Genomic DNA, 22565 nt, shown 5'->3' with positions numbered 1-22565 from the left:
CTCGGCCCGTACGGTGCCCTTCAGGGCCCTGAGCTGGTACGACGCGGTCAGCGAAGACGTGCGACGCGCCACACGGCAAGGACGGCGACGGCCAGGAACACCAGGGCGTACGCACAGACGATGCGCCAGTCCGGGCGGCTCCCGGAGCCGCGCTCGGGCAGCCCCGGCCAGGTGTGCCCCACGCGGCGCGCGGCCATCATGCCCCAGCCCGCGGCGCAGCAGCTGATCAGGAGTCCGAGCATGGCGACGACGGCGCCGCCGTCTCCGAACTCGAAGGCCAGCGGGAAGGCGAACATCAGCGATCCCGCCGCGGCGAGGACCACGATCGGCGCGAGCTGCCAGATGCGCAGACGGCGCTGCGGGCGCAGCTCGACCTCGACCTCGGCAACGGCCATCTGGTCCGCGCCCGGACCGTCGTCGGTCACGCCGTCCGGCGCCCCGTCAGGGCCGTCCGGAGTCAGCTCGCCGCCGGAATGTGCGGTGTCACGAGGGCCGGCCTCCATCGCCATCCGCCCTCCTACTTCGGACTCCACTGGTCGATCGATGGTCGATGATGGCACGGCGCCGGGGGCCGGGATGACCGCCGGAGCGTCCCGATGCCATCACGTGATCAGGCTGTGACCGCTCGTTCGACCAACGCCATTGCCCGTCCTGGGAGTTCCCCTCGATCGGCCACGGCGCCGCTGAGCCAGTGCACGCGGGGATCGCGGCGGAACCACGAGTCCTGACGTCGCGCGAAGCGCTTGGTCGCGCGCACGGTCTCCGCGCGCGCCTCGTCGTCGGTGCACTCCCCCGCGAGCGCCGCGAGCACCTGCTGGTAGCCGAGCGCACGCGACGCCGTACGCCCCTCGCGCAGTCCCAGCGCCTCCAATGCGCGCACCTCGTCGACCAGACCCGCGTCCCACATGCGGTCCACGCGCGTGGCGATGCGTTCGTCGAGTTCGGGGCGGCCGACGTCGACGCCGATCTGGACGGTGTCGTAGACGGAGTCGTGTCCGGGGAGGTTGGCGGTGAAGGGCTTGCCGGTGATCTCGATGACCTCCAGGGCGCGGACGATCCGGCGCCCGTTGCTCGGCAGGATGGCCTTGCCCGCTCCGGGGTCGGCGGCGGCCAGGCGGGCATGGAGCACTCCGGAGCCGCGGAGCGCGAGCTCTTCCTCCAGGCGGGCCCGGACCGCGGGGTCCGTACCGGGGAACTCCAGCTGGTCGACGGCGCCCTTGACGTAGAGGCCGGAGCCGCCGACCAGGATCGGCCAGCGGCCGTCGGCGAGGAGGCGGTCGATCTCGGCTCGCGCCAGCTTCTGGTACTCGGCGACGCTTGCCGCCTCCGTGACGTCCCAGATGTCGAGGAGGTGGTGCGGCACTCCGTCGCGCTCTTCGAGCGTCAGCTTGGCGGTGCCGATGTCCATCCCTCTGTAGAGCTGCATGGAGTCGGCGTTGACGACTTCGCCGCCGAGTTGCTGGGCGAGGAAAACGCCCAGATCGGACTTTCCGGCCGCGGTCGGCCCGACGACGGCGATGACCCGCGGTGCGGGAGCTGCTCTACTCACTGCCTCAGTCTCGCAAACTCCGCGACCTCTTCCCGAACGAGCTACGTGACGTCACACGTCCGGGGTCGTTGCCTGTTGCGAGGTTCCGGCCGCCGGTTTTGAGGACCGGCGACCCGGGAGGCGCAACAGGGCGCACCGGGCGGCGCGGGATTTCGCCCTCACGAGTACCATATGGAGTAGATATGGGCGTTTTTGCACGGTTCCGTAGGAAGTCCAAGGACGCGGAAGAGGCGTCAACGGCCGACGCGGCAGCCGGGACCCTGACGGCCGAGCCGGAAGCGGCCGGGGAGACTCCCGAGTCCGAGTCCGGCAAGGAGGAGGGCAAGACCGAGGCCGCCGCCGGGGACGAGACCGAGGCCGAGGCCGAGGCCGGTAAGGCCGACGCCGGGACCGGAGCCGAGGCCGACGCCGAGACCGCGGGCAAGACCGAGGACGAGGCGAAGGGCTCCGACGAGGCTGCTGCGGAGAACGTGGACATTCCCAAGCAGCAGTCCGCGGAGAAGGCCGCCGACAACGACGAGGCCGACGAGGGCGCCCGCAAGTGACTCTCCCGGCGAAGGAAGGCAACCGATGGGCTTCCTGCAGAGCCTGAAAGACAAGCTCGCCCCGGCGAAGGACAAGGTCGCGGGCCTCGCGCAGCAGCACGGGGACAAGATCGACCAAGGTCTCGACAAGGCCGCGAAGGCGGTCGACGACAAGACCAAGGGCAAGTACAGCGACAAGATCCAGGCCGGGACGGGCAAGGCGAAGGACGCCGTGGACCGCCTCGCCGGGACGCCCGACGAGGGCAAGGACCCGGGCGGCGGCACCGCCCGTCCCACGCCCCCTCCGGCTCCCTGAACCACCGGCTGGATCACTCGCCGCTCACCGGCGCCGGCGAGGCGCCGGAGCGGCGGCTGAGTCAGCCGACCGGGTCACCGAACGACACCGGCGGACGGCCGTGGAGCACCACCAGCTCCACGGCCGTCGCCGTACGGCACGCATCCGCCACGCTCACACCCCGAGCAACGCCCAGAACCGTCCACCTGCCCCGCTGAGCACCCAGCGGCCCCTTCTGCCCCCCTAGCGGCGTTCACGGCCCCCTGCGGCCCCGAGCAGCGCGTACCGCCGCGACAGCACGCCCCCGCGCACCCGAGAGCGCTCAGCCACGCACAGGCAAATCGCTACGACCAGGTGGCGACCAGATAGCCGACGCCGTACGGGGCGTCCTCGTAGAGCAGTTGGCCGCTCAGGTCCGCGTTTTCTGCCGCGCCCGCCAGTACCTGCCACGGCGCGCGGCCCGCCGCCTTCAGTTCGTAGGCCAGCTCCGCGTCCAGCGCCTTGAGTGCCCCCACGTCGGCCGCCCCCAGCGCACGCGCGACCTCCGCGTCGAACCCGGCCGCCCGCTCGTCGAGGTACCCCGGCGCCTTCAGCGTGCGGCACGCGCTGGCGTCGCCCATCACGAGGAGGGCCACTCGGTCGCCCCGCGCCGCGATGTCCCCGCCCGCTGCAAAGCACCGCTCGGCCGCCAGAGGTTCCCCCACCCCGAGCCCTTCCAGCGGGGCCGCCGACCACTCCGTACGGTCGAGCAGCCAGGCGGCGACGGCGAGCGACGGCGGGAGTTCGCGCTCCGCCGCGGTGGAGGCCTCGTCGCCACCACGCCCGAGCCGCACGTCGAGGTCGACGCCGAAACCGCGGAACGAGCCGCGGGCGCCCTGCGGATGCGGCCCGCGCCCGCTCTGCTCTGCGGGGCCCACCACGACGAGCCGGTCGGGCCGCGCGGCGGCGAGCACCCCGACGGCGTCCGTGCAAGCGGCGCGCGCGGCATCCAGTTCGGGGGCAGCGCCCGCGGCGACCTCGGGGACGAGCAGGGGCGGGCACGGGCAGACGGCTGCGGCGACAAGCATGATCCGCAGCGTACGCGCGCCCGCGCGCTAGTAGGAGATCGGACCGGAGTCCCACTCCAGCTCGGAGATCGAGAAGCGGTACGGGAAGGAGCCGCCGGACGAGCCGTCGCCGATCACCATCCACCCGTCGGCCGTGCGATAGCGCCGCATCCGTACGGGATAGCGCGGGTGCTTGGGACGGTAGAGGCGGACGAACTCCGCGAACCGCTCCACCGCCTCCTCATGTGTGCCGTCCACCGTGGCCATCAGCTCGAACAGATGCCACGCCCCCGGCCCCGGAGGGTTCTCCATCATCAGCGCCCAGCGCGCCATCCGCCCCGCCCCGCCCCCGTTGTCCACTGTCTGCCGCTCGCCCCGGTCAGTCGCAGCCGCAACCGCTGCCCGCGGCCACCGGAAGCGGCTCGGGGGCGCCCACCTTGGGCAGGCCCAGCATCACGCCGGCGGGCTTGGCCGCCGCCTCGGCATTGCGCTTCTCCCACGCGTCGCCCGCGCGCGTGCGGCGCACGTTCAGGACGGGGCCCTCTGCGAGCAGGTGGTGCGGAGCCGCGTACGTGATCTCGACCGTGACGACGTCACCGGGGCGGACCTCGGTGTCCGGCTTGGTGAAGTGGACCAGGCGGCTGTCCGGGGCCCGCCCGGAGAGACGGTGGGTGGCGCCGTCCTTGCGGCCCTCGCCCTCGGCGACCATCAGCTCCAGGGTCCTGCCGACCTGCTTCTTGTTCTCGTCCCAGGAGATCTCCTCCTGGAGGGCGGACAGACGCATGTAGCGGGCCTGCACGACCTCCTTGGGGATCTGCCCCTCCATGGTCGCCGCGGGCGTACCGGGGCGCTTGGAGTACTGGAAGGTGAAGGCGCTGGCGAAACGGGCCTCACGGACTACGTGCATCGTCTGCTCGAAGTCCTCCTCGGTCTCTCCGGGGAAGCCGACGATGATGTCGGTGGAGATCGCCGCGTCGGGCATGGCGGCGCGGACCTTCTCGATGATCCCGAGGAAGCGGTCCTGGCGGTACGAGCGGCGCATCGCCTTCAGGATCGGGTCCGAGCCGGACTGGAGCGGCATGTGCAGCTGGGGCATCACGTTCGGGGTCTCGGCCATGGCGGCGATCACGTCGTCCGTGAAGTCGCGCGGGTGCGGCGAGGTGAAGCGCACGCGCTCCAGGCCCTCGATCTTGCCGCAGGCCCGCAGGAGCTTGCTGAAGGCCTCGCGGTCGCCGATGTCGGAGCCGTACGCGTTCACGTTCTGGCCGAGCAGGGTGATCTCGGAGACGCCCTCGGCGACGAGGGCCTCGATCTCGGCGAGGATGTCGCCGGTCCTGCGGTCCTTCTCCTTGCCGCGCAGGGCGGGCACGATGCAGAACGTGCAGGTGTTGTTGCAGCCCACGGAGATGGAGACCCACGCCGCGTACGCGCTCTCGCGGCGCGTGGGCAGCGTCGAGGGGAACGCTTCGAGGGACTCGGCGATCTCGACCTGCGCCTCTTCCTGGACGCGGGCCCGCTCCAGGAGCACCGGCAGCTTGCCGATGTTGTGCGTCCCGAAGACGACGTCCACCCAGGGCGCCTTCTGCACGATGGTGTCGCGGTCCTTCTGGGCCAGGCAGCCGCCGACGGCGATCTGCATGCCGGGCCGCTTGGTCTTCATGGGGGCCAGGCGGCCGAGGTTGCCGTAGAGCCGGTTGTCGGCGTTCTCCCGTACGGCGCAGGTGTTGAAGACGACCACGTCGGCGTCGCCGTCCGAGCCCTCGGGCGCTCGCTCGTATCCGGCGCCTTCGAGCAGCCCGGAGAGCCGCTCACTGTCGTGGACGTTCATCTGGCACCCGTAAGTGCGTACCTCGTACGTTCCTTTAACGCCCACTGCCTGTCCCCGGTCGCCGCTGCTCATGTGACAAGGGTAGGCGGTCGGGGAAGTTTCCCCGCCGGGAGCTCGGCCCTGGCCATCACTGCGAGTGGCCTGGCAGGATCGCGCGCATGCTCAAGGCACTCCCCCACGTCAGCAGGCGCCGCGCACTCCAGGGTGCGGCGGCCGCCCTCGTGGTGTTCGGGCTCCTGGTGTGGTGGCTCGTCCCGGCGCGCGACGACTCTCCGACGGGCGGGATGACGTTCAGCACGGGCGTGAAGAACGGGGTGTACGAACGCTACGGAAAGCTCCTGCGGACCGCGGTGTCCGAGGACATGCCCAAGGTGGACGTGGAGCTGCTCAACAGCGAGGGCTCGCAGCAGAACGTCGAGCGGGTGGCCAAGGGGAAGGCCGACTTCACCATCGCGGCCGCCGACGCCGTAGCGAAGTACCGCCTGGAGGGGCGTGCGGGCGCGGACCGGCTGCGGGGCTGCGCGCGGCTGTACGACGACTACGTACAGCTCGTCGTCCGGCGCTCCTCGGACATCGAGAAGGCGCGGGACCTGAAGGGCAAGAAGGTCGCCGTGGGCCAGCCGCGGTCGGGTGTGCGGCTGATAGCGGACCGGGTGCTCAAGGCCGCAGGTCTGGATCCCGGCAAGGACCTCACGTCGGTGGACGCCGGTATCGACACCGCGCCCGATCTTCTCAAGAAGGGCGACATCGACGCCTTCTTCTGGTCGGGCGGGCTGCCGACCACCACGGTGCGGTTGCTCTCCGAGGAGTTCGACGTGCGCCTCGTCGAGCTGGGCACTCTCGTGGACGCCCTGCACAAGCAGGGCGGAGCCTCGCGCTACTACCGGGCGGCCGTGATGCCCGCAGACGCCTATCCGGCCGCCCAGGAGAACGACGCCGTGCCGACGCTGGCCGTGGCGAATCTCCTGGTCACCACGGACCGGGTGGACCCGAAGCTGTCCGAGGGGCTGACCCGCACGGTGATCGACAGCCGCGACCACATCGGTGACCAGGTGCACGCGGCCCAGCTGGTGGACCTGCGGACGGCGCTCTACACCGATCCGCTCACCCTGCACGAGGGCGCACGCCGCTACTACCAGTCGGTCAAGCCGTAGCGGTCACGCGGTCGCGCCGGGTCAGCAGCCGCAAGCGGGCTCAGCGGCCCGTGGAGCCGGGCTCGCCGCGCGGGACGCCGACCGTCACACGCAGGCCGTGCGGCTCGTGCTGCGCGTACGTGAGGGAGCCGCCGCCCGCGGTGAGCAGGGCCCGCGAGATGGACAGGCCCAGGCCCGAGCCCTGCACGTTCTGATGGCGGTTGCTGCGCCAGAAGCGGTCTCCGATGCGGGCGAGTTCGTCCTCCGTGAGGCCGGGGCCGCCGTCCGTGATCACCACGGTCGTCAGCTGACCGCTCCAGGAGACCTCCACCCGCACCTCCTCGCCCTCGGGCGTGAACTTGAGGGCGTTGTCGATCACCGCGTCCAGGGCGCTGGACAGCGCGACCGGGTCTGCCCAGCCGGTGGTCGCCGGGCAGACGCCGGTCAGCCGCACCCCGCGCTCCTCGGCGAGCGGCCGCCAGGCGCCGACCCGTTCCGCCGCGAGCTCGCCGATGTCGGTGAGCCGGAGATCGGCCGCCGTGTGCTCGGCGAGCGCGAGCCCCAGGAGGTCGTCGAGAACCCGGGCGAGGCGCTTGCCCTCGGTGCGCACGGAGGCGATCTCCTCGTTCCCCTCCGGCAGTTCGAGGGCGAGCAGTTCGATGCGCAGCAGCAGGGCGGCCAGGGGGTTGCGCAGTTGGTGCGAGGCGTCGGCGACGAAGGCCCGCTGCTGTTCGAGGACGTCCTCGACGTTGTCGGCCATCTCGTTGAACGACCGGGCCAGGCGCCGGAGTTCCGGCGGACCGCCCGTGGCCGCCACCCTGGACTTCAGGCGCCCGGTCGCGATGTCGTGCGTCGTCGCGTCGAGGACCCGCACCGGACGCAGCACCCAGCCGGTCAGGCGCAGCGCCGCACCGACGGCGAGGAGCATGGCCGCCGACTCTCCGGCGGCGATGAGCAGCCATCCCTGCAGCGTCTTCGAACGCATGCGCCCGGTAGGTGATTCGGTGACGACGACCGCGATGACGTCGCCGTCCCTGATCACCGGGGAGGCGACGACGAGCCGCCCGCGCTGCCAGGGCCACACCTGCTGCGGGTCGTGGCTTCCACGGGACCTGAGGGCCTCCTCGAAGGCCTCCCGCACCTCGGCGCCCCTGGGGGGCAGGAACCAGTTCCCGGGAGCGTGAGCCATGGGCGTACGGTCCCTGAAGAAGACGCCCGCCCTGATCCCGTATATCTGGTGGTAGTAGTCGAGTTCGGTCTGGAGCGTCTCGCGCCGTTCGTCCTTGTCCCGTAGGCGCGAACCGGTGGGACGTTTCGTGACGAACTGCGCGAGCGCCGCGAATCGCGCCGTGTCGTCGATCCGGTCGACGACCACCTTCTGCTGCTGCGCCGCGGCCACGCTCACCGCGAGCGGGAAGCCGAGAGCCAGCAGCACTCCCGCCATGAGGACGATGAGCAGCGGGAGGAGGCGAGAGCGCACCTGACCTCGCTACTGGCTACACGCCCGGGGCGACGAGCCGGTAGCCGACGCCCCGTACGGTCTCGATCAGGGCCGGCATGTGCAACTTGGAGCGCAGGGAAGCGACATGCACCTCGAGGGTGCGCCCCGTCCCCTCCCAGCTGGTGCGCCACACCTCGCTGATGATCTGCTCGCGGCGGAACACCACGCCGGGCCGCTGCGCGAGAAGCGCCAGCAGGTCGAACTCCTTGCGGGTCAGCTGGATCGTCGAACCGTCGACACTCACCTGGCGGGTGGGCAGTTCGATGCGTACGGAGCCGAGGCGCAGTTCGCTCTCCGCGGGCCCTTCGGCGGCGCCGGACGGGGGTCGCCGGATGACCGCGTGGATACGGGCGATGAGCTCCCCGGTGTCGTACGGCTTCACTACGTAGTCATCGGCTCCGAGGTTCAGGCCGTGGATACGCGAGCGCACGTCGGCACGTGCCGTCACCATGATCACGGGGGTCGAGCCGCGCTTGCGGATCTTTCCGCACACCTCGTAGCCGTCCTGGTCGGGCAGTCCCAGATCGAGGAGCACGACTCCGAAGGGTGCCGTTTTGCCGGGCAGCAGGGCCTGCAGGGCTTCCTCGCCGTTGCGTGCGTGCACGACGTCGAAGCCGTGCCTGGCCAGGACCGCGGACAGGGCGGCTGCCACGTGGTCGTCGTCCTCGACGAGGAGCAGTCTCATGCGGGCCCCCTCCGGTTCATCGGTCGTTCCGTTCGCGCTCGCCGACGGCCGGTACGCGCGCGTGCACAGGCACCAACGCATCCACGCCGATATATAAGGACCGCGTCAAGAGGGTACGGGTCACGGACACGTTCCGTTATGCAGCCGGTACGCGCGCGGGCGTCCCCTTCACACGGAGTGTCCGGTTGCGGCCGGATCGTTATGCTCAATTTCCCCTCAGATGTAATGACGCTGGTCGCACCGGGTTATTACTGTCCTCCCAACCGAGGAGGATGGAGCAACAAGCCGTGACCGAAGTATCGGTGACCAAGGACGCCATACCGCCCGGGGCGGACGACCTGGTCGTGCTGAAGAACGTCAACAAGCACTTCGGCGCTCTGCACGTCCTCCAGGACATCGACCTGACCATCAAGCGCGGTGAGGTCGTCGTCGTGATCGGCCCCTCCGGGTCGGGCAAGTCGACACTGTGCCGCGCCATCAACCGCCTGGAGACGGTCGAGTCGGGAGACATCTCGATCGACGGCAAGCCGCTGCCCCAGGAGGGCAAGGCGCTCGCCCGTCTCCGTGCGGACGTGGGCATGGTCTTCCAGTCCTTCAACCTTTTCGCGCACAAGACCGTGCTCGAGAACGTGATGCTGGGCCAGACCAAGGTGCGCAAGACGTCCAAGGCGGAAGCAGAGACAAAGGCGCGCGCCCTTCTGGACCGTGTGGGCGTCGCCTCACAGGCCGACAAGTACCCCGCGCAGCTCTCCGGCGGTCAGCAGCAGCGCGTCGCGATCGCGCGCGCGTTGGCGATGGACCCCAAGGTGATGCTCTTCGACGAGCCCACGTCGGCGCTCGACCCGGAGATGATCAACGAGGTCCTGGAGGTCATGCAGCAGCTCGCGCGTGACGGCATGACCATGGTCGTGGTCACCCACGAGATGGGCTTCGCACGCTCCGCGGCCAACCGCGTCGTCTTCATGGCGGACGGCCGCATCGTCGAAGAGGCCGTGCCGGACCAGTTCTTCAGCAACCCGCGCAGCGACCGGGCCAAGGACTTCCTGTCGAAGATCCTTAAACACTGAGGCTCCCACGTCGTCTCAACGCCAGTCGAAACAAAGGATGTTCACCATGAAGCTCCGTAAGTCCGCCGCCGCAGTAGCGGCCGTCGCCGCGCTCTCGCTCGCCGCCACCGCCTGCGGTGGCAAGGAGGGCTCCGCCGGCGACAAGCCGGAGGGCCCCGACACCTCCGGCGCCAAGGCCCTCAAGTACGAGGTCAAGAAGGACGCCGCCGTCGACTCGGCCGTCTTCAAGGCCGCCAAGAAGCGCGGGAAAATCGTCATCGGTGCCAAGGCCGACCAGCCGTACCTGGGCTTCCAGGACCAGTCGACCAAGGAGTACTCCGGCTTCGACATCGAGATCGCCAAGATGATCGCGGCCGATCTCGGCTTCTCGCCGAAGCAGATCGAGTGGAAGACGGTCGACTCCGGAGCCCGCGAGACCGCGGTCTCCAAGGGTGACGTCGACCTGATGATCGGTACGTACACGATCAACGACGAGCGCAAGAAGCAGATCGACTTCGCCGGCCCGTACTTCCACGCCGGAGCCTCCCTCCTGGTCCGCAAGGACGAGAAGGACGTCAAGGGCCCCGAGACCGTCCGTGACAAGAAGGTCTGTTCGATCGTCGGCTCGACGCCGCTGCAGAACATCAAGAAGCCGAAGTACGGCGCCAAGGTCACCGAGCTCTCCAAGTACTCGGAGTGCGTCGCCCAGCTCCTGAACAACCAGATCGACGCCGTCACCACGGACGACGCGATCCTGATGGGCTACGCCGCGCAGAACGAGGGCAAGCTCAAGGTCGTCGGCAAGCCGTTCTCGGACGAGCCCTACGGTGTCGGCCTGAAGAAGGGCGACGCGGCCCTGCAGAAGGCCGTCGCGGACGCCATCAAGGCGCACCAGGAGAGCGGCGACTACAAGAAGGCCTACGACGCCACCCTCGGCAAGTCCGGCTCCGAGTACCAGGAGCCCCCGGCCTTCACCGACCCGAAGTAATCCGGCACGTCCCGCTCCGCCCGCACCCGTCTGTGGTGCGGAGCGGGACGTTCGCTGCGCGCATCGCTGCCGGACCCGTCGCGAAACCCTGCCACCGCCCCCGAGCCTGACGGCCGGGGCCCGTCGCGATCACCTGCGACCCGTCGCGAAAGACCTCGCGGAGAATTCATGGACGTACTGCTCGACAACCTGTCGCTTTTCCGCGAAGGGTTTTTCGGGACTCTGAAGCTGACCGCAGCCAGCGCGCTGGTGGCTGTGGTGGCCGGGGTCATCATCGCCGGGTTCCGGGTGTCACCCGTTACGCCGCTGCGAATATTCGGAACCCTCTGGGTGACGCTGCTGCGTAACACCCCGCTGACCCTGCTCTTCCTTGTGGCGTTCTTCGTCGTCCCCAAGGTGCTCTTCCCCGACCTGGACTCGTTCCTTCTCGCCACGCTCGCCTGCGGCTTCTACACCTCCGCGTTCGTGGCCGAGGCGGTCCGTTCGGGCATCAACACCGTGCCCCTCGGGCAGGCCGAGGCGGCCCGCGCGATCGGGCTCACCTTCACCCAGACGATGCGGCTCATCGTCCTGCCGCAGGCCACGCGCACGGTGGTACCGCCGCTCTCCAGCATCTTCATCGCCCTGACGAAGAACACCGCGATCGCGGGCGCCTTCGACAACGTCGACCTCTTCAACGTCTCCAAGACGCTGAGCAATGACGGATACGACATCGCGGTGATCTTCATCTGGATCACCCTCGCGTACCTGATCATCACGTACGCCATCAGCGGACTCTTCCGGCTGTTGGAGCACCGCCTGGAGGTCGCCCGATGAGTGCCAACGTTCTCTTCGACGCCCCGGGCCCCAAGGCGCGTGTCCGCAACATCATCTACAGCATCGTCGGCTCCGCGGCCCTGCTGGGCGGCATCGTCTGGATCGTTCTGCGTCTGAACGACAAGGGCGAGTTCGACGCCGACCTGTGGGACATCTTCAACTACACCGGTATCCAGCAGAACATTCTGGATGCCCTGGTCGCCACGCTGAAGGTGTTCGCCTTCGCCGGAGTGTTCTCCCTGGCGTTCGCCGTGGTGCTCTGCGTCGCACGACTCTCCGAGCACAAGCCCGTGCGCTGGATCGCGGTCGCCTTCATCGACCTCTTCCGGTCCATTCCGCTGCTCATCACCATCTTCGCGCTCTGGGTCGGCCTGCTCGGCGACATGACCCCGTTCTGGGCACTGGTGATCGGCCTGACCATCTACAACGGATGCGTCCAGGCCGAGGTCCTCCGCGCGGGCATCAACGCGGTACCCAAGGGACAGAAGGAAGCCGCCTACGCCCTGGGCCTGCGCAAGACCCAGGTCATGACCACGGTGCTCTTCCCGCAGGCCGTCCGATCGATGCTGCCGACCATCATCAGCCAGCTGGTGGTCACGCTGAAGGACACCTCGCTCGGGTTCATGGTCCTCTACCCCGAGCTGCTCCACTCGGCGCGGCTGATCGCCAACAACACACCGGTCAACGGCGTGTACCCGTTCGTCCAGACGGTCACCGTGTTCGGCGCCATCTACATCGGGCTCTGCCTGCTTCTCTCGTCCCTTGCCACCTGGCTCGAGAAGCGCGGGCGTCGCACCAAGACCGGCATCGCCGTCGCCGCGGCCGCCGAACCGGCCGAGGCTCCCAGCGTGCTCGATCCGTCCGCGCCGCTCGGCCCCACCACCGGGGACGCCGCGACGGCGGACGCGGAGCCGGACGACGGCCCCGCGGAGAAGAAGAACTGACGCTTTCTCAGCGACGGTGAACCACTGCCGTCGGTACCTGCCTCAGGGCCCGTCGAATGCGTTCGACGGGCCCTGACGCGTGTCCTCACCGGGAGCCTCACCCGGCGCCGCCCGCGAACGACCTCGCAGGAAGCCCGGCCCCCGTGAGTCCAGCTTGACGGCTCGGCACCCAGTCTGTTGCATACGTTCTGTGATCGCGCACCGGGCTCCAACTGTAAGTTCCTGTACGTACGTCCAGCGCTCCCGGGCCCTTGCGGCGGGAGGGTACGCACCGTGGACCCGGTGATCGTCGTCGGCGCGGGCCCCGTGGGGCTCACGCTCGCCCTGGCTCTCGCGCGTCACTCCGTACCCACCGTCGTACTCGACGAAGGACCCGGCAAGGACGAGCAGCGGCCCGCGCGGACCGTCGTCCTGCGGGACGACACGGCGGCCCTCATGGAACGGCTCGTCGGTCACTCGTTCGGGGACCGGGACTCCGGCGCGCGGTGGGGCGGCTGGCGTTCCCTGCGGCGCAAGCAGGTGATGCGGGAGCTCACGTTCAGTGATGAGATGCCGGCCCCGCTCCATGTGCCGCAGCATGTGCTGACCGGTGCCCTGCGCGCGGCCATCGCCGACGAACACCTCGTCAAGATCGCCACGGAGAGCAAGCTCGACTCCCTGGAGCAGGACGCGGGCGGGCTGACCGCGCATACGCGCGGGCCCAAGGACACCTGGTGGCGCGGAAGTTATCTGGTGGGCTGCGACGGGCCGCGCTCGACGGTCCGCAAGCTCCTCGACATCCGCTTCCCCGGGCGCACGGCCGTCGAACGACACGCCGTGGCCGCGCTGCGCACGGAACTTCCCGGGCCCGGCGAGGCGTTGTTGCACCGAGCGCCTCCGTGGCGCCACGGAGGCGCCGAGGTGACGGGGCGTCCGCTCGCCGACGGGGTGTGGCGGATCGACTGGCTGCTGCCACCACGCGGCGACCTCGTGACGCCCGACGCCCTCGTGGTCCGCATCCGCGAGACGCTCGCGGGCTGGTGCGGGGGCTCCACACCCCCGTACGAACTGCTCGACACCGGCGTGCACACCGTCCACCACCGGCTGGCCCGACGCTGGCGGGCCGGCCGCGCCTTCCTCGCGGGGGACGCCGCGCATCTGCTCGGCGCGCTCGGCACCCAAGGGCTCGACGAGGGGCTGCGGGACGCGGACAACCTCGCCTGGAAGCTGGCCCTCGCGTGGCACCACGGTGCGCGGGACGCCCTGCTCGACAGCTATCAGGCCGAGCGGCGGGCCGGCGTCGCCGCACGTCTGCGCGCCGCCGACCAGTCCCTGCCGATACTGCGGGGCGGCGGAGGCCTGCGTTCGTACGTGCCGGGATCGGCGCGCGGGCACGACATGCTGCTCGCGGACGGCCATGTGGGACGCGGGCCGCTCGGTGCGCCCGCATCGTACGCGGACTCACCGCTGGCGCCCGCGCCCTTGGAGTCCGAGGTGGCGGTGGAGACGGAGCCGGGGTCGCCCGTGGCCGATGTGCCGGTGACGGCGCCCGACGGCTCCCTGGTCCGGCTGCGGGACCGGCTCGGCACGGGACAGCTGCTCGTCGTCCTTGTCGCGCCCGGAACGGTCGTGTGGGAGCGGCGGCACTGGGTGACGGCGGGGATCATGCCCCGGCTCGCCGCCGCGGTCTCGGCGCTGCCGCACCAGGCGGAACTGCTCGTCGCGGAGAGTTACCCCGGAGCCCCCGCGCACTCGGTGCTCCTCGTCCGCCCAGACGGTCACCTGGTCACCGCGCTCGGCGGGGTGCGGCCCGCCGAGCTGTATACGGCGGCCGAGGCGGCCGTCGGCGGGGCGGAACCGAAGCGGCGCGCGAGCCGGGCGGACACCACGGAGAAGGCGGAGAGCACGGCCTCCGCGGGACGGCCGACCACCCAGTGAACAGGAGTTGACCGGCCCGCGGCGTCATGGTCTACTCCGAAACGTGACCGACACCGATGTGCGCCTGTGGCGACGAGTCCATATGGACCTCGTCCGCTATGCGGGCTGCGTGTGTCGCCCGTCCTTCTGAATTCGCCTTCTTCTCAGCACGCCCTCTTCTTGGCGTGCGCTTCCGCGAACTTCCAGGACGGTAGCCGTGTCTCCCTCTGTTTCTGCTCCCGCTGTTCCCGCTGTCTCCACCACGCACGCCTCCACGGCGGTGGCCGCGCCCACCGCCGCCGAGCTTCTCGACTTCGTGCGCCGCAGCGCCGCCGACCCTGAATTGATCGCCTCGCTGCCGCTCGACCCCGAGGGACGCACCTGGGTGCGCCTCGAAGGGCCCGGCGGCAGCGAAGCCTGGCTGATCGGCTGGCCGCCGGGCACCGGTACCGGCTGGCACGACCACGCGGAGTCGGTCGGCGCCTTCCTCACCGCCGCCGGCACCCTCAAGGAGAACTCCCTCGCCGCCCGGCTGCCCACCGACGGCTGGAAGACCCTGGAGCTGTCCGAAGGGGTGGACCGCGAGCGGGAGTTGACGTCCGGCAAGGGCAGGGCGTTCGGCCAGAACCACGTCCATGAAGTACTGAACGAATCCACGAGCGAGCACGCCATCTCCGTGCACGCCTACTATCCGCCGCTCCCCCGCATCCGCCGGTACAGCCGTACGGGCGCGGTCCTGCGGCTTGAGTCCGTGGAGCGTCCGGAGGACTGGCAGTGACCGAGCACTCCGTAGAAGGCCACTCCGTAGAAGGCCGCTCCGAAGACGCGCCTCCCGTAGGCATCGACGACTTGCTGGAGCGCGTACGGCTCGACCTGGACCGGGTCACCCCGCAGAAGGCGCGCGACATCGCGGCCGCGGGAGGGCTGCTGGTCGACATCCGGTACGCGGCCCTGCGCGAGCGTGACGGTCTGATCCCCGGTGCCCTCGTCGTCGAGCGCAACGAGCTGGAGTGGCGTCTGGACCCGCAGGGCAGCCACCGCGCCGCGGAGGCCGTCAGCCATGACCTGCGGGTCGTCGTCGTGTGCAACGAGGGGTACGCGTCGAGCCTCGCGGCCGTGTCCCTGCGGCAGTTGGGGCTGCGGCACGCCACCGATCTCGTCGGAGGGTTCCAGGCTTGGAAGGCGGCGGGGCTTCCTGTCGCGGGGTGAGCAGGCATGTACGGCGGCGTGAGCACGCACGTCTCGCGAGGTGAGCACACGCGCGTGGGCGCCGCTTTCCGGGTTCGGTAAGGGGCGCCCACCCTTGCGTGCCGACACTTACTCCTTGGCCGTGGCCACCGTGACGGGGCGCGGCTTCAGCGCGACACGGCCGGGGAGCGCGGTCGCCGTGAGGGCGAGCAGTGCCGCGACGGCGACCACGGAGACGTACACCAAGGGAGTGACCGAAGGCGCGGCGCTGCCCGTCATGCCGACGCTGAAGGCGGTCAGGACGGCGAGCGCGATGCCGCTGCCGATGGCCGTGCCGATGAGCAGGACGGCCAGCGCCTCGGTGCGCAGCATGCCCAGGACCTGGCGGCGGCTCGCGCCCGCGAGACGCAGCATCGCGAACTCGCGGATGCGCTCGGAAACGGACATCGCCAGGGTGTTGACGACGGCGATCGCGGTGAAGGCCAGGATGAGGCCCATGGCCAGGTAGTTCACCTCGGCGTTCGCCTCCTGACGCTCGGCCTGGAGATTGTCGGCCGCCGCCGGGGCGAGGACCCGCACACCTGGGAACTTCTCGACTCCCGCCGCGAGTTGTTCCTGTGGACGGTCGCTCCTGACCAGGACCGTGGCGGCGAGCGGGTTGTCGACGTGGCGGGCGACCAGGTCGTGCGCCATGGTCAGATCCCCGAACCCGAGCCCGCGCGCGTACACGGCGCTGACCTTGAGCGCGGTCTTCGTGCCGTCTCCGAGCGTGAGCTTCAGAGTGCTGCCGGGCCGCAAGCCGAGCCGGTCCGCGGCCAGTTCGCTGACGGCGACGCTGCCCTTGCCGAGGTCCTTCAGGGATCCGGCGGTGACGTCCGGGTCCCAGGTGCGGGTGAGACCGGCCGTGCTGACGCCCTGCGCAGGGTACTTGTCGAGCCCTACGCGCACGGTGGTGCGCACGACTTCGGTGGCGGCCTCGACGCCTTCGGTCGTACGCAGCTTCTGTGCGACCCCGGCCGGGACGCCGGGCCCCTGCGCCGCCAGGACCCAGTCGGCGCGGATGCCCTCGCGTGCCTGTGCGCGGGCCGCGTCGCCGAGGGTGGGCTGGACGAACAGGACGGTGCAGGTCATGCCGGTGAGCAGGGCGAGCGGGGTGACGGCGGCCGCCATCCGGGCGGCATTGCCGCGGAGGTTGGCGTGCGCGAGGCGGCCACCGGGGCCGGTCAGGCGCAGCGGGCCGCGGAGTACGGCAGCCGCCGCCCTGACGACGAGCGGGCCGAGGAGCGCGACGGCGGAGGAGAGGACCACGACGGCCAGGAATGTCACGGGCGTCGAGGCGGGCTCGGTGCGCAGCACGCTGAGCACGGCGACCAGCACGGCGCCGCCGGCCAGGACGACGAGCCCCGCGATGATGCGGCTCCACGCCGGCCGGGTGCGCTCCACCCGTGCTTCGGCGAGGGCTTCGGCCGGGCGGATACGGGCGATGCGGCGGGCCGAGAGGCGGGCCGCGGCCCAGGCTCCGAGGAGCGTCGCGGCCACGGCGGCGAAGAGCGGGAAGACGCTCACGGTCCGCTCCAGGGTGGCGGGGACTGCGCCCAGGTCCACGAACTTGCCGTGCAGCCAGCCGCCCAGTGGAATCCCGGCGAGCGCACCGCTGACGCCTGCCGCCGCGCCGACGATCAGCGCCTCGCGGCCGAGGAGCCCGCGGATCTGCTTCGGGGTGGCGGCGATGGCGCGGAGCAGGGCGAGTTCGCGGTGGCGCTGCTGCACGGAGAGGGCGAAGGTGCCGACGACCACGAGGACGGCGACGAGGAGGGAGGTGCCGCCCATCGCGCCGCCCATACTGACCAGCTTGACGCGGGCGCCCGCCGCGTCCAGGAACTCCACGGGGCCACGGTCGTCGCCGGTGCTGACCTGCGCCTTCGTACCGGCGAGGGAGTCCGCCACCGCCTTCTTGAGAGCGGCCGTCCCGGTGCCCTCGGCCGGTACGACACCGAGGGTGGTGATCCGGCCGGGGTGGGCGGCGAGCCGCTCGGCTTCCGCGGCGGAGAAGAAGAGGGACGTCTGGTGGGCGAGGTCTCCCCGGGCGGGGGCCGCGACGCCGGTGATGCGGTAGGAGCGCGGGGCCTGCGTCGACTGGACGGTGAGGCGGTCGCCCCGCTTGAGGTGGGCGCGCTCGGCGAGTCCGCGGTCGATGACGAGGTCGCCGGTGGCGCGCGGGGCCGTACCGTCGACGAGGCGGAAGGGCGTCAGCGCGGCCGACTCCCAGGCGTGGCCGTACGCGGGCCTCTCGGCGAGGTTGCCGGCTCCGGCGGTCAACGGCACGGCGAGAAACGTCAGTTCGGGGATGACCTTGCCGACGCCCGGCGCCGCTCTGACCTTGTCCGCCACTCCGTCCGGCAGCCAGGCCCGCTCGGCGATCGGCTTGGCCTTGTGCTTGAGCTTGGTCTTGCCCTTCTTGTGCTTGACGGTGGTCTTGTGGACGTTCTGGTCGGCGGAGACGACCACGGGGGCCGCGGCGTAGCGCTCGGTCCGGATGGTGCCGCGCAGGCCTGTCTCCAGGAGGGTGCCGCAGGCCGTGATCAGGGCGGCGGCACACATCAATGCCAGGAAGGCGCCGAGGAATCCGCCTTTGCGGTCCCGGACTGTCTGCAGTGCGTAGCGGAGCATCATGAGGTCGCCTCGGGCTCGGAGGAGGGGGATTCGTCGGTGGTCGCGGGCTTGTCGATGACTGGGGGCTCGTCGGTCGGCTCCGGTGCCGGGAAAGCCAGGAGTCGTGTGAGTACGGTGCGGGCGTCCGCCGGGGTCTCCGCGTCGGGGCGCTTGTACCGGTTGAGCAGGGCGATGTACTCCTCGAAGAACGCGCGGAGTTCGGGGAGCGTGAGCCGGATCGTGCCGCGCGAGTACGGAAACGCGTCGGCCCACTCACCGGGCGCGGCATCGGAGTCCCGCTGGAGCTGCTCGAAAAGCTCCAGGTCGGCGGCGTACGAGAGGCGGTTCAACTCGTCCATGACGAGCCGCGTCTCGGCGCTCTGCTTGCTGCGCGGAGGAAAACGCCGGTCGCCGGGGATCGCGCGCCACCAGCGCTCACGCCCATGGCCCCCGCCCCCGCCCTCGGTCTCCTCGACGAAGCCGTAGCGAGCGAGCTCGCGCAGGTGGTAGCTGGTGGCGCCGGTGTTGAGACCGAGCGCCCTGGCGAGCGTCGCGGAGGTGGCCGGGCCGTGCACGGTGAGGTGCTGCAGCATCTGCTGGCGCCGGGGCTGCGCGAGCGCCTTGAGGACGCGGAGGTCGCTCAACTCCTCGGGGGCTCCGTCAGTCGTGCCGGGTTCCTTTGCCATGCGTACACAGTCGTCTGTGCACAGGTCCCTTTGCAGTGCGGCGGACCGGCGTCTTGGGTGGGGGGTTATCCCCACCCCGCTGCCACAAAGGGGGAGTTGAGGTGCACGTGATGCGGGGTCTCCCCCCTCGGTACGAGACCCCGAAGCACGAGTCGCCCCTCAGCCCGCCCCCCACCCCCCCCACCGAACGCGAAAGGGCCGGGCCGCGGTTAGTACCGCGCTGCCCGGCCCGGACCCGGGCCCCACCCCCGCGAGGGCCCCGGTCAGCTCACATCCCGTCGTACCCCAAGTCCTCCGCGTCTTCGCCCTCTTCCTCGAGTGCCTGCCGGACGATCCGGAGTGCCAGGCCTTCCGAGTAGCCCTTGCGGGCGAGCATGCCCGCGAGGCGGCGCAGTCGCTTGTCGCGGTCGAGGCCCCGCGTGGCACGGAGCTTGCGGGCGACGAGCTCGCGTGCGGTCGCCTCTTCCTGCTCCGAGTCCAGCTGTCCGACGGCCTCCTCGATCAGCACGGCGTCCACGCCCTTCGTACGCAGCTCCTGTGCGAGCGCGCGTCGGGCCAGGCCCCGGCCGTGGTGCCGGGACTCCACCCAGGCACCCGCGAAGGCGCCGTCGTTGATCAGGCCGACCTCTTCGAAGCGGGTCAGTACCTCGTCCGCGACGTCCTCGGGGATGTCCCGCTTGCGCAGCGCGTCCGCCAGCTGTTTGCGCGTGCGCGGGGTCCCGGTGAGCAGACGCAGACAGATCGCCCGCGCCTTCTCACCCGGATCCGCTGTCGGCGGCTCCCCCTTCTCGGCCCTCGACGAGGAAGGGGGGCCGCTGTCCCGTGAACCGTCACCCCGGCCTTCGCCGAAGCCGCCGCGCCGTCGACGGCCCCTGCGGCCACCGCCCCCACGGAAGCCGGTGCCGTCACCGGCCTGGTCGGCGCCGCCCTGATCCGCACCGTCCGCGGGGCCTCTGCCCGCGGGGTCGGTGTGGTGCTCGGGAGTGATCTGGTCCGCCCAGTCCGTGCGCCGCGTCATGGATCAGCTCTTGGCCGCGGCGGCCTTGGGCTTGGTGGCCTTGGCGGCCGGTGCGGGCACCGTCTTGGCGGCTTCCTCGGCCGCGCCCGCCGCGTCCTTGACCGGCTCGGCGGCCGGCTCCTCGGCCGGCTTCACGCCGACGCCCAGCTTCTCCTTGATCTTCCTCTCGATCTCGTTGGCGAGATCGGGGTTGTCCTTCAGGAAGTTACGGGCGTTCTCCTTGCCCTGGCCGAGCTGGTCGCCCTCGTACGTGTACCAGGCGCCGGCCTTGCGGACGAAGCCGTTCTCCACGCCCATGTCGATCAGGCCGCCCTCGCGGCTGATGCCCTGGCCGTAGAGGATGTCGAACTCGGCCTGCTTGAAGGGCGGCGCGACCTTGTTCTTGACGACCTTGACGCGGGTGCGGTTACCGACCGCGTCCGTGCCGTCCTTCAGGGTCTCGATGCGGCGGATGTCCAGACGCACCGAGGCGTAGAACTTCAGCGCGCGGCCACCGGTCGTGGTCTCCGGCGAGCCGAACATCACGCCGATCTTCTCGCGGAGCTGGTTGATGAAGATCGCGGTGGTCTTGGACTGGTTGAGCGCGCTGGTGATCTTCCGGAGCGCCTGGCTCATCAGACGGGCCTGGAGACCCACGTGCGAGTCGCCCATCTCACCCTCGATCTCCGCGCGCGGCACCAGGGCGGCGACGGAGTCGATGACGATGAGGTCGAGGGCACCGGAGCGGACCAGCATGTCCGTGATCTCCAGGGCCTGCTCGCCGTTGTCCGGCTGGGACAGGATCAGGTTGTCGATGTCGACGCCCAGCTTCTTCGCGTACTCGGGGTCGAGTGCGTGCTCGGCGTCCACGAAGGCGACGGCGCCGCCCGCGCGCTGTGCGTTCGCCACGGCGTGCAGCGTCAGCGTCGTCTTACCGGAGGATTCCGGTCCGTACACCTCCACCACACGGCCGCGCGGGATGCCGCCGACGCCGAGCGCGACGTCGAGCGCGGTCGATCCGGTGGGGATGACCTCGATGGGGTCGTTCGGCCGCTCGCCCATGCGCATCACTGCGCCCTTGCCGAATTGCCGTTCAATCTGTGCGAGGGCGGCTTCGAGCGCCTTCTCGCGGTCGGTTCCTGCCATGGGTTCCACCCGATTTGCTTGTGTCGATCGCTTCACGTCAATGACGCTAGCGCCTGCCACTGACAATCCGCCCCGACGGCCGTCCGGCCTGTGGATAACTCGGGGCGACCGCCCCGCCGAAAACCGCCGGAGCCCCAGGGATCCCCCCGCGAAAACCCCGGGAAAACGCCGCCAGGCAACCCATAAGAATGGATGTTCGATTTTGGTGTCAAGCGCACCACGCGGCGCCACCGAGAGTACGGAAGGGTCCGGTCCGCCGCGCGTACATCGGCCTTCCGGCCCTTCGTGCCGCGCCTACCGGCGCTCGTCCGGCCCCGGCTCGCGACCGTGCCCTGATCCGGTGTCAGGGCTCGCACCCGAAGCTTCCTCCGCCGCGACCTCGGCCTCCGAACTCCCTCCCGGATGGTTCGGCCCGCGCATCGCACGCCGCATGCGTGTCAGGAGGGACACCCCGCCCTTGCGCCGGTGCCCGTGCACGCGCGGGTCGTCCGTGACGTCGTACCGCTTCACGTACGCCCCCAGGAAGGCCTGCAGGGTCGCGATCGCCGGGATGGAGATCAGGGCGCCCACCGCGCCGAGGAGCGCCGTGCCCGCGATGACCGACCCGAAGGCGACCGCCGGGTGGATGTCGACGCTCTTGGCGGTGAGCTTGGGCTGCAGCACGTAGTTCTCGAACTGCTGGTAGACCACCACGAAGATCAGCACCCACAGGGCGTACCAGGGATCGACCGTGAAGGAGATCAGCATCGGCAGCGCGCCCGCCAGATACGTGCCGATGGTGGGGATGAACTGCGAGACCAGGCCGACCCACACCGCGAGCACGGGCGCGTACGGCACACCGAGGGCCTGCAGCAGGACGTAGTGCGCGATTCCGGAGATCAGCGCCATCAGACCGCGCGAGTAGAGATAGCCGCCGGTCTTGTCGACCGCGATCTCCCAGGCGCGGAGCACCTCGGCCTGCCGGGCGGGCGGCAGCACCGAGCAGAGCGCGCGCCGCAGCCGCGGTCCGTCGGCCGCGAAGTAGAACGAGAACAGCATGACCGTCAGGAGCTGGAAGAGGCCGCCGAGGACCTGCGCCGACACGTCCAGGACGCCGCTGGCGCTGTTCTGCACGTACTTCTGCAGCCAGTCCGAGTGGACCAGGCTGTCCTGGATCTCGACCCGGGAGAGCTCCGTGTGGAAGGTCTGGTTGATCCAGCTGATGACGTCGTCGAGGTACTCGGGGAAGTCCTCGACCATGTCCACGATCTGGCCCGCGAGCATCGACCCCATGAGCGTGATGAAGCCCGCGCTCGCGATCAGGACACCGAGGAAGACCAGGAAGGTGGCGAAGCCCCTGCGCAGCCCCCGCGCGGCCATCCAGCTCACCGCGGGCTCGACCGCGAGCGCCAGGAAGAACGCGATCAGGATGTTGATCAGCAGCCCGGTCAGCTGGTGGAAGGCCCAACTGCCCAGCTGGAAACAGGCGAAGAGCGCGAGGGCAAGCACCATGGCCCGCGGCAGCCAGCGCGGCATACTGGCGCCCCGTCCGGTCGACGCCCCGTTCGGGGGCTGTGCGGGCGGCGTCGTGCCGAGCGGAGCTGCATCCTGAGTGACCTGCGCGGTCTCGTCTGTCGGTGCCACGGGGTCAGTCTCGCCCACGCCA

The 22565-nt window shown here is 70.5% G+C and carries 23 protein-coding genes; 11 read left to right on the top strand and 12 right to left on the bottom strand.

Features of this window, described 5'->3' with window-relative positions; all coding sequences use genetic code 11:
- Positions 1-47 precede the first annotated feature (47 nt).
- Positions 48-509 carry a hypothetical protein gene (locus tag ABZ906_RS00220; protein WP_361197863.1) on the bottom strand — a complete coding sequence of 154 codons (462 nt, stop codon included), beginning with the start codon at positions 507-509 and terminating at the stop codon, positions 48-50.
- Between the two features lie 101 nt (positions 510-610).
- On the bottom strand, positions 611-1549 hold the full coding sequence (gene miaA / locus ABZ906_RS00215; protein ID WP_361375585.1) for a tRNA (adenosine(37)-N6)-dimethylallyltransferase MiaA: 939 nt from the start codon (positions 1547-1549) through the stop codon (positions 611-613).
- 182 nt (positions 1550-1731) lie between these two features.
- Between miaA and ABZ906_RS00210 the strand changes: the two genes are divergently transcribed.
- Complete coding sequence (locus ABZ906_RS00210) at positions 1732-2094, top strand: hypothetical protein (protein WP_361375582.1); 363 nt, start codon at positions 1732-1734, stop codon at positions 2092-2094.
- Between the two features lie 25 nt (positions 2095-2119).
- Complete coding sequence (locus tag ABZ906_RS00205) at positions 2120-2389, top strand: antitoxin (protein ID WP_361375579.1); 270 nt, start codon at positions 2120-2122, stop codon at positions 2387-2389.
- A gap of 323 nt (positions 2390-2712) precedes the next feature.
- Here ABZ906_RS00205 and ABZ906_RS00200 read toward each other — a convergent pair whose 3' ends face one another.
- Genes ABZ906_RS00200 through miaB form a run of 3 tightly spaced genes read right to left on the bottom strand, consistent with a single transcriptional unit; the run spans position 2713 to position 5314 of the window.
- The gene (locus tag ABZ906_RS00200) at positions 2713-3435 is read right to left on the bottom strand and encodes a class III extradiol dioxygenase subunit B-like domain-containing protein (RefSeq protein WP_361375576.1); all 723 of its coding nucleotides are present in this window, start codon (positions 3433-3435) and stop codon (positions 2713-2715) included.
- A 27-nt stretch (positions 3436-3462) separates the two neighbouring features.
- Positions 3463-3774: a hypothetical protein gene (locus tag ABZ906_RS00195; RefSeq protein WP_361375573.1), complete on the bottom strand. Its 312-nt coding sequence runs from the start codon at positions 3772-3774 to the stop codon at positions 3463-3465.
- A gap of 19 nt (positions 3775-3793) precedes the next feature.
- Positions 3794-5314, bottom strand: coding sequence for a tRNA (N6-isopentenyl adenosine(37)-C2)-methylthiotransferase MiaB (gene miaB / locus ABZ906_RS00190; RefSeq protein WP_361197878.1), 1521 nt, complete (start codon positions 5312-5314; stop codon positions 3794-3796).
- Positions 5315-5400: 86 nt separating this feature from the next.
- Between miaB and ABZ906_RS00185 the strand changes: the two genes are divergently transcribed.
- On the top strand, positions 5401-6396 hold the full coding sequence (locus tag ABZ906_RS00185; protein WP_361375570.1) for a TAXI family TRAP transporter solute-binding subunit: 996 nt from the start codon (positions 5401-5403) through the stop codon (positions 6394-6396).
- 40 nt (positions 6397-6436) lie between these two features.
- On the opposite strand, the gene ABZ906_RS00180 is transcribed toward ABZ906_RS00185, so the two are convergent.
- Complete coding sequence (locus tag ABZ906_RS00180) at positions 6437-7855, bottom strand: HAMP domain-containing sensor histidine kinase (RefSeq protein ID WP_361375567.1); 1419 nt, start codon at positions 7853-7855, stop codon at positions 6437-6439.
- 16 nt (positions 7856-7871) lie between these two features.
- Positions 7872-8561, bottom strand: a complete 690-nt coding sequence (locus tag ABZ906_RS00175) for a response regulator transcription factor (RefSeq protein WP_361375564.1) — start codon at positions 8559-8561, stop codon at positions 7872-7874.
- A gap of 287 nt (positions 8562-8848) precedes the next feature.
- Between ABZ906_RS00175 and ABZ906_RS00170 the strand changes: the two genes are divergently transcribed.
- The 8 genes from ABZ906_RS00170 to ABZ906_RS00135 all read left to right on the top strand — a co-directional run bounded on the left by ABZ906_RS00170 (position 8849) and on the right by ABZ906_RS00135 (position 15460).
- The gene (locus tag ABZ906_RS00170; RefSeq protein ID WP_361197890.1) at positions 8849-9628 is read left to right on the top strand and encodes an amino acid ABC transporter ATP-binding protein; all 780 of its coding nucleotides are present in this window, start codon (positions 8849-8851) and stop codon (positions 9626-9628) included.
- Between the two features lie 46 nt (positions 9629-9674).
- Positions 9675-10595: a glutamate ABC transporter substrate-binding protein gene (locus tag ABZ906_RS00165; RefSeq protein ID WP_361197894.1), complete on the top strand. Its 921-nt coding sequence runs from the start codon at positions 9675-9677 to the stop codon at positions 10593-10595.
- A gap of 168 nt (positions 10596-10763) precedes the next feature.
- The gene (locus ABZ906_RS00160) at positions 10764-11411 is read left to right on the top strand and encodes an amino acid ABC transporter permease (protein ID WP_361197897.1); all 648 of its coding nucleotides are present in this window, start codon (positions 10764-10766) and stop codon (positions 11409-11411) included.
- Entirely contained in the window at positions 11408-12355 is a 948-nt protein-coding gene (locus ABZ906_RS00155) for an amino acid ABC transporter permease (protein WP_361197900.1), read from the top strand. Before ABZ906_RS00160 ends, ABZ906_RS00155 begins: the two co-directional genes overlap by 4 nt.
- A 273-nt stretch (positions 12356-12628) precedes the next feature.
- Positions 12629-14272 (top strand): FAD-dependent monooxygenase, encoded by a 1644-nt coding sequence (locus tag ABZ906_RS00150; RefSeq protein WP_361375561.1) that lies wholly within the window; start codon positions 12629-12631, stop codon positions 14270-14272.
- 43 nt (positions 14273-14315) lie between these two features.
- Positions 14316-14402 carry a putative leader peptide gene (locus ABZ906_RS00145; RefSeq protein WP_361058708.1) on the top strand — a complete coding sequence of 29 codons (87 nt, stop codon included), beginning with the start codon at positions 14316-14318 and terminating at the stop codon, positions 14400-14402.
- Positions 14403-14468: 66 nt separating this feature from the next.
- On the top strand, positions 14469-15029 hold the full coding sequence (locus tag ABZ906_RS00140) for a cysteine dioxygenase (RefSeq protein ID WP_361197906.1): 561 nt from the start codon (positions 14469-14471) through the stop codon (positions 15027-15029).
- Positions 15026-15460, top strand: coding sequence for a rhodanese-like domain-containing protein (locus ABZ906_RS00135; RefSeq protein WP_361375558.1), 435 nt, complete (start codon positions 15026-15028; stop codon positions 15458-15460). Before ABZ906_RS00140 ends, ABZ906_RS00135 begins: the two co-directional genes overlap by 4 nt.
- A gap of 108 nt (positions 15461-15568) precedes the next feature.
- Here ABZ906_RS00135 and ABZ906_RS00130 read toward each other — a convergent pair whose 3' ends face one another.
- The 5 genes from ABZ906_RS00130 to ABZ906_RS00110 form a co-directional block, all read right to left on the bottom strand.
- Positions 15569-18112, bottom strand: coding sequence for an FtsX-like permease family protein (locus ABZ906_RS00130; RefSeq protein WP_361375555.1), 2544 nt, complete (start codon positions 18110-18112; stop codon positions 15569-15571).
- Entirely contained in the window at positions 18109-18777 is a 669-nt protein-coding gene (locus tag ABZ906_RS00125) for a helix-turn-helix domain-containing protein (protein ID WP_361375552.1), read from the bottom strand. The genes ABZ906_RS00130 and ABZ906_RS00125 overlap by 4 nt, the downstream gene beginning before the upstream one ends.
- 268 nt (positions 18778-19045) lie before the next feature.
- Positions 19046-19795: a recombination regulator RecX gene (gene recX / locus ABZ906_RS00120; protein ID WP_361197918.1), complete on the bottom strand. Its 750-nt coding sequence runs from the start codon at positions 19793-19795 to the stop codon at positions 19046-19048.
- A 3-nt stretch (positions 19796-19798) separates the two neighbouring features.
- Entirely contained in the window at positions 19799-20920 is a 1122-nt protein-coding gene (recA, locus tag ABZ906_RS00115; RefSeq protein WP_361197921.1) for a recombinase RecA, read from the bottom strand.
- A 294-nt stretch (positions 20921-21214) separates the two neighbouring features.
- Complete coding sequence (locus ABZ906_RS00110; protein ID WP_361197924.1) at positions 21215-22543, bottom strand: AI-2E family transporter; 1329 nt, start codon at positions 22541-22543, stop codon at positions 21215-21217.
- Between the last annotated feature and the right edge of the window lie 22 nt (positions 22544-22565).

It is taken from the genome of Streptomyces sp. NPDC046925, assembly GCF_040644915.1.
GTDB lineage: Bacteria > Actinomycetota > Actinomycetes > Streptomycetales > Streptomycetaceae > Streptomyces.
Note: the sequence above shows the minus strand (reverse complement) of the source record. Positions and strands in the feature narration are given on the sequence as shown.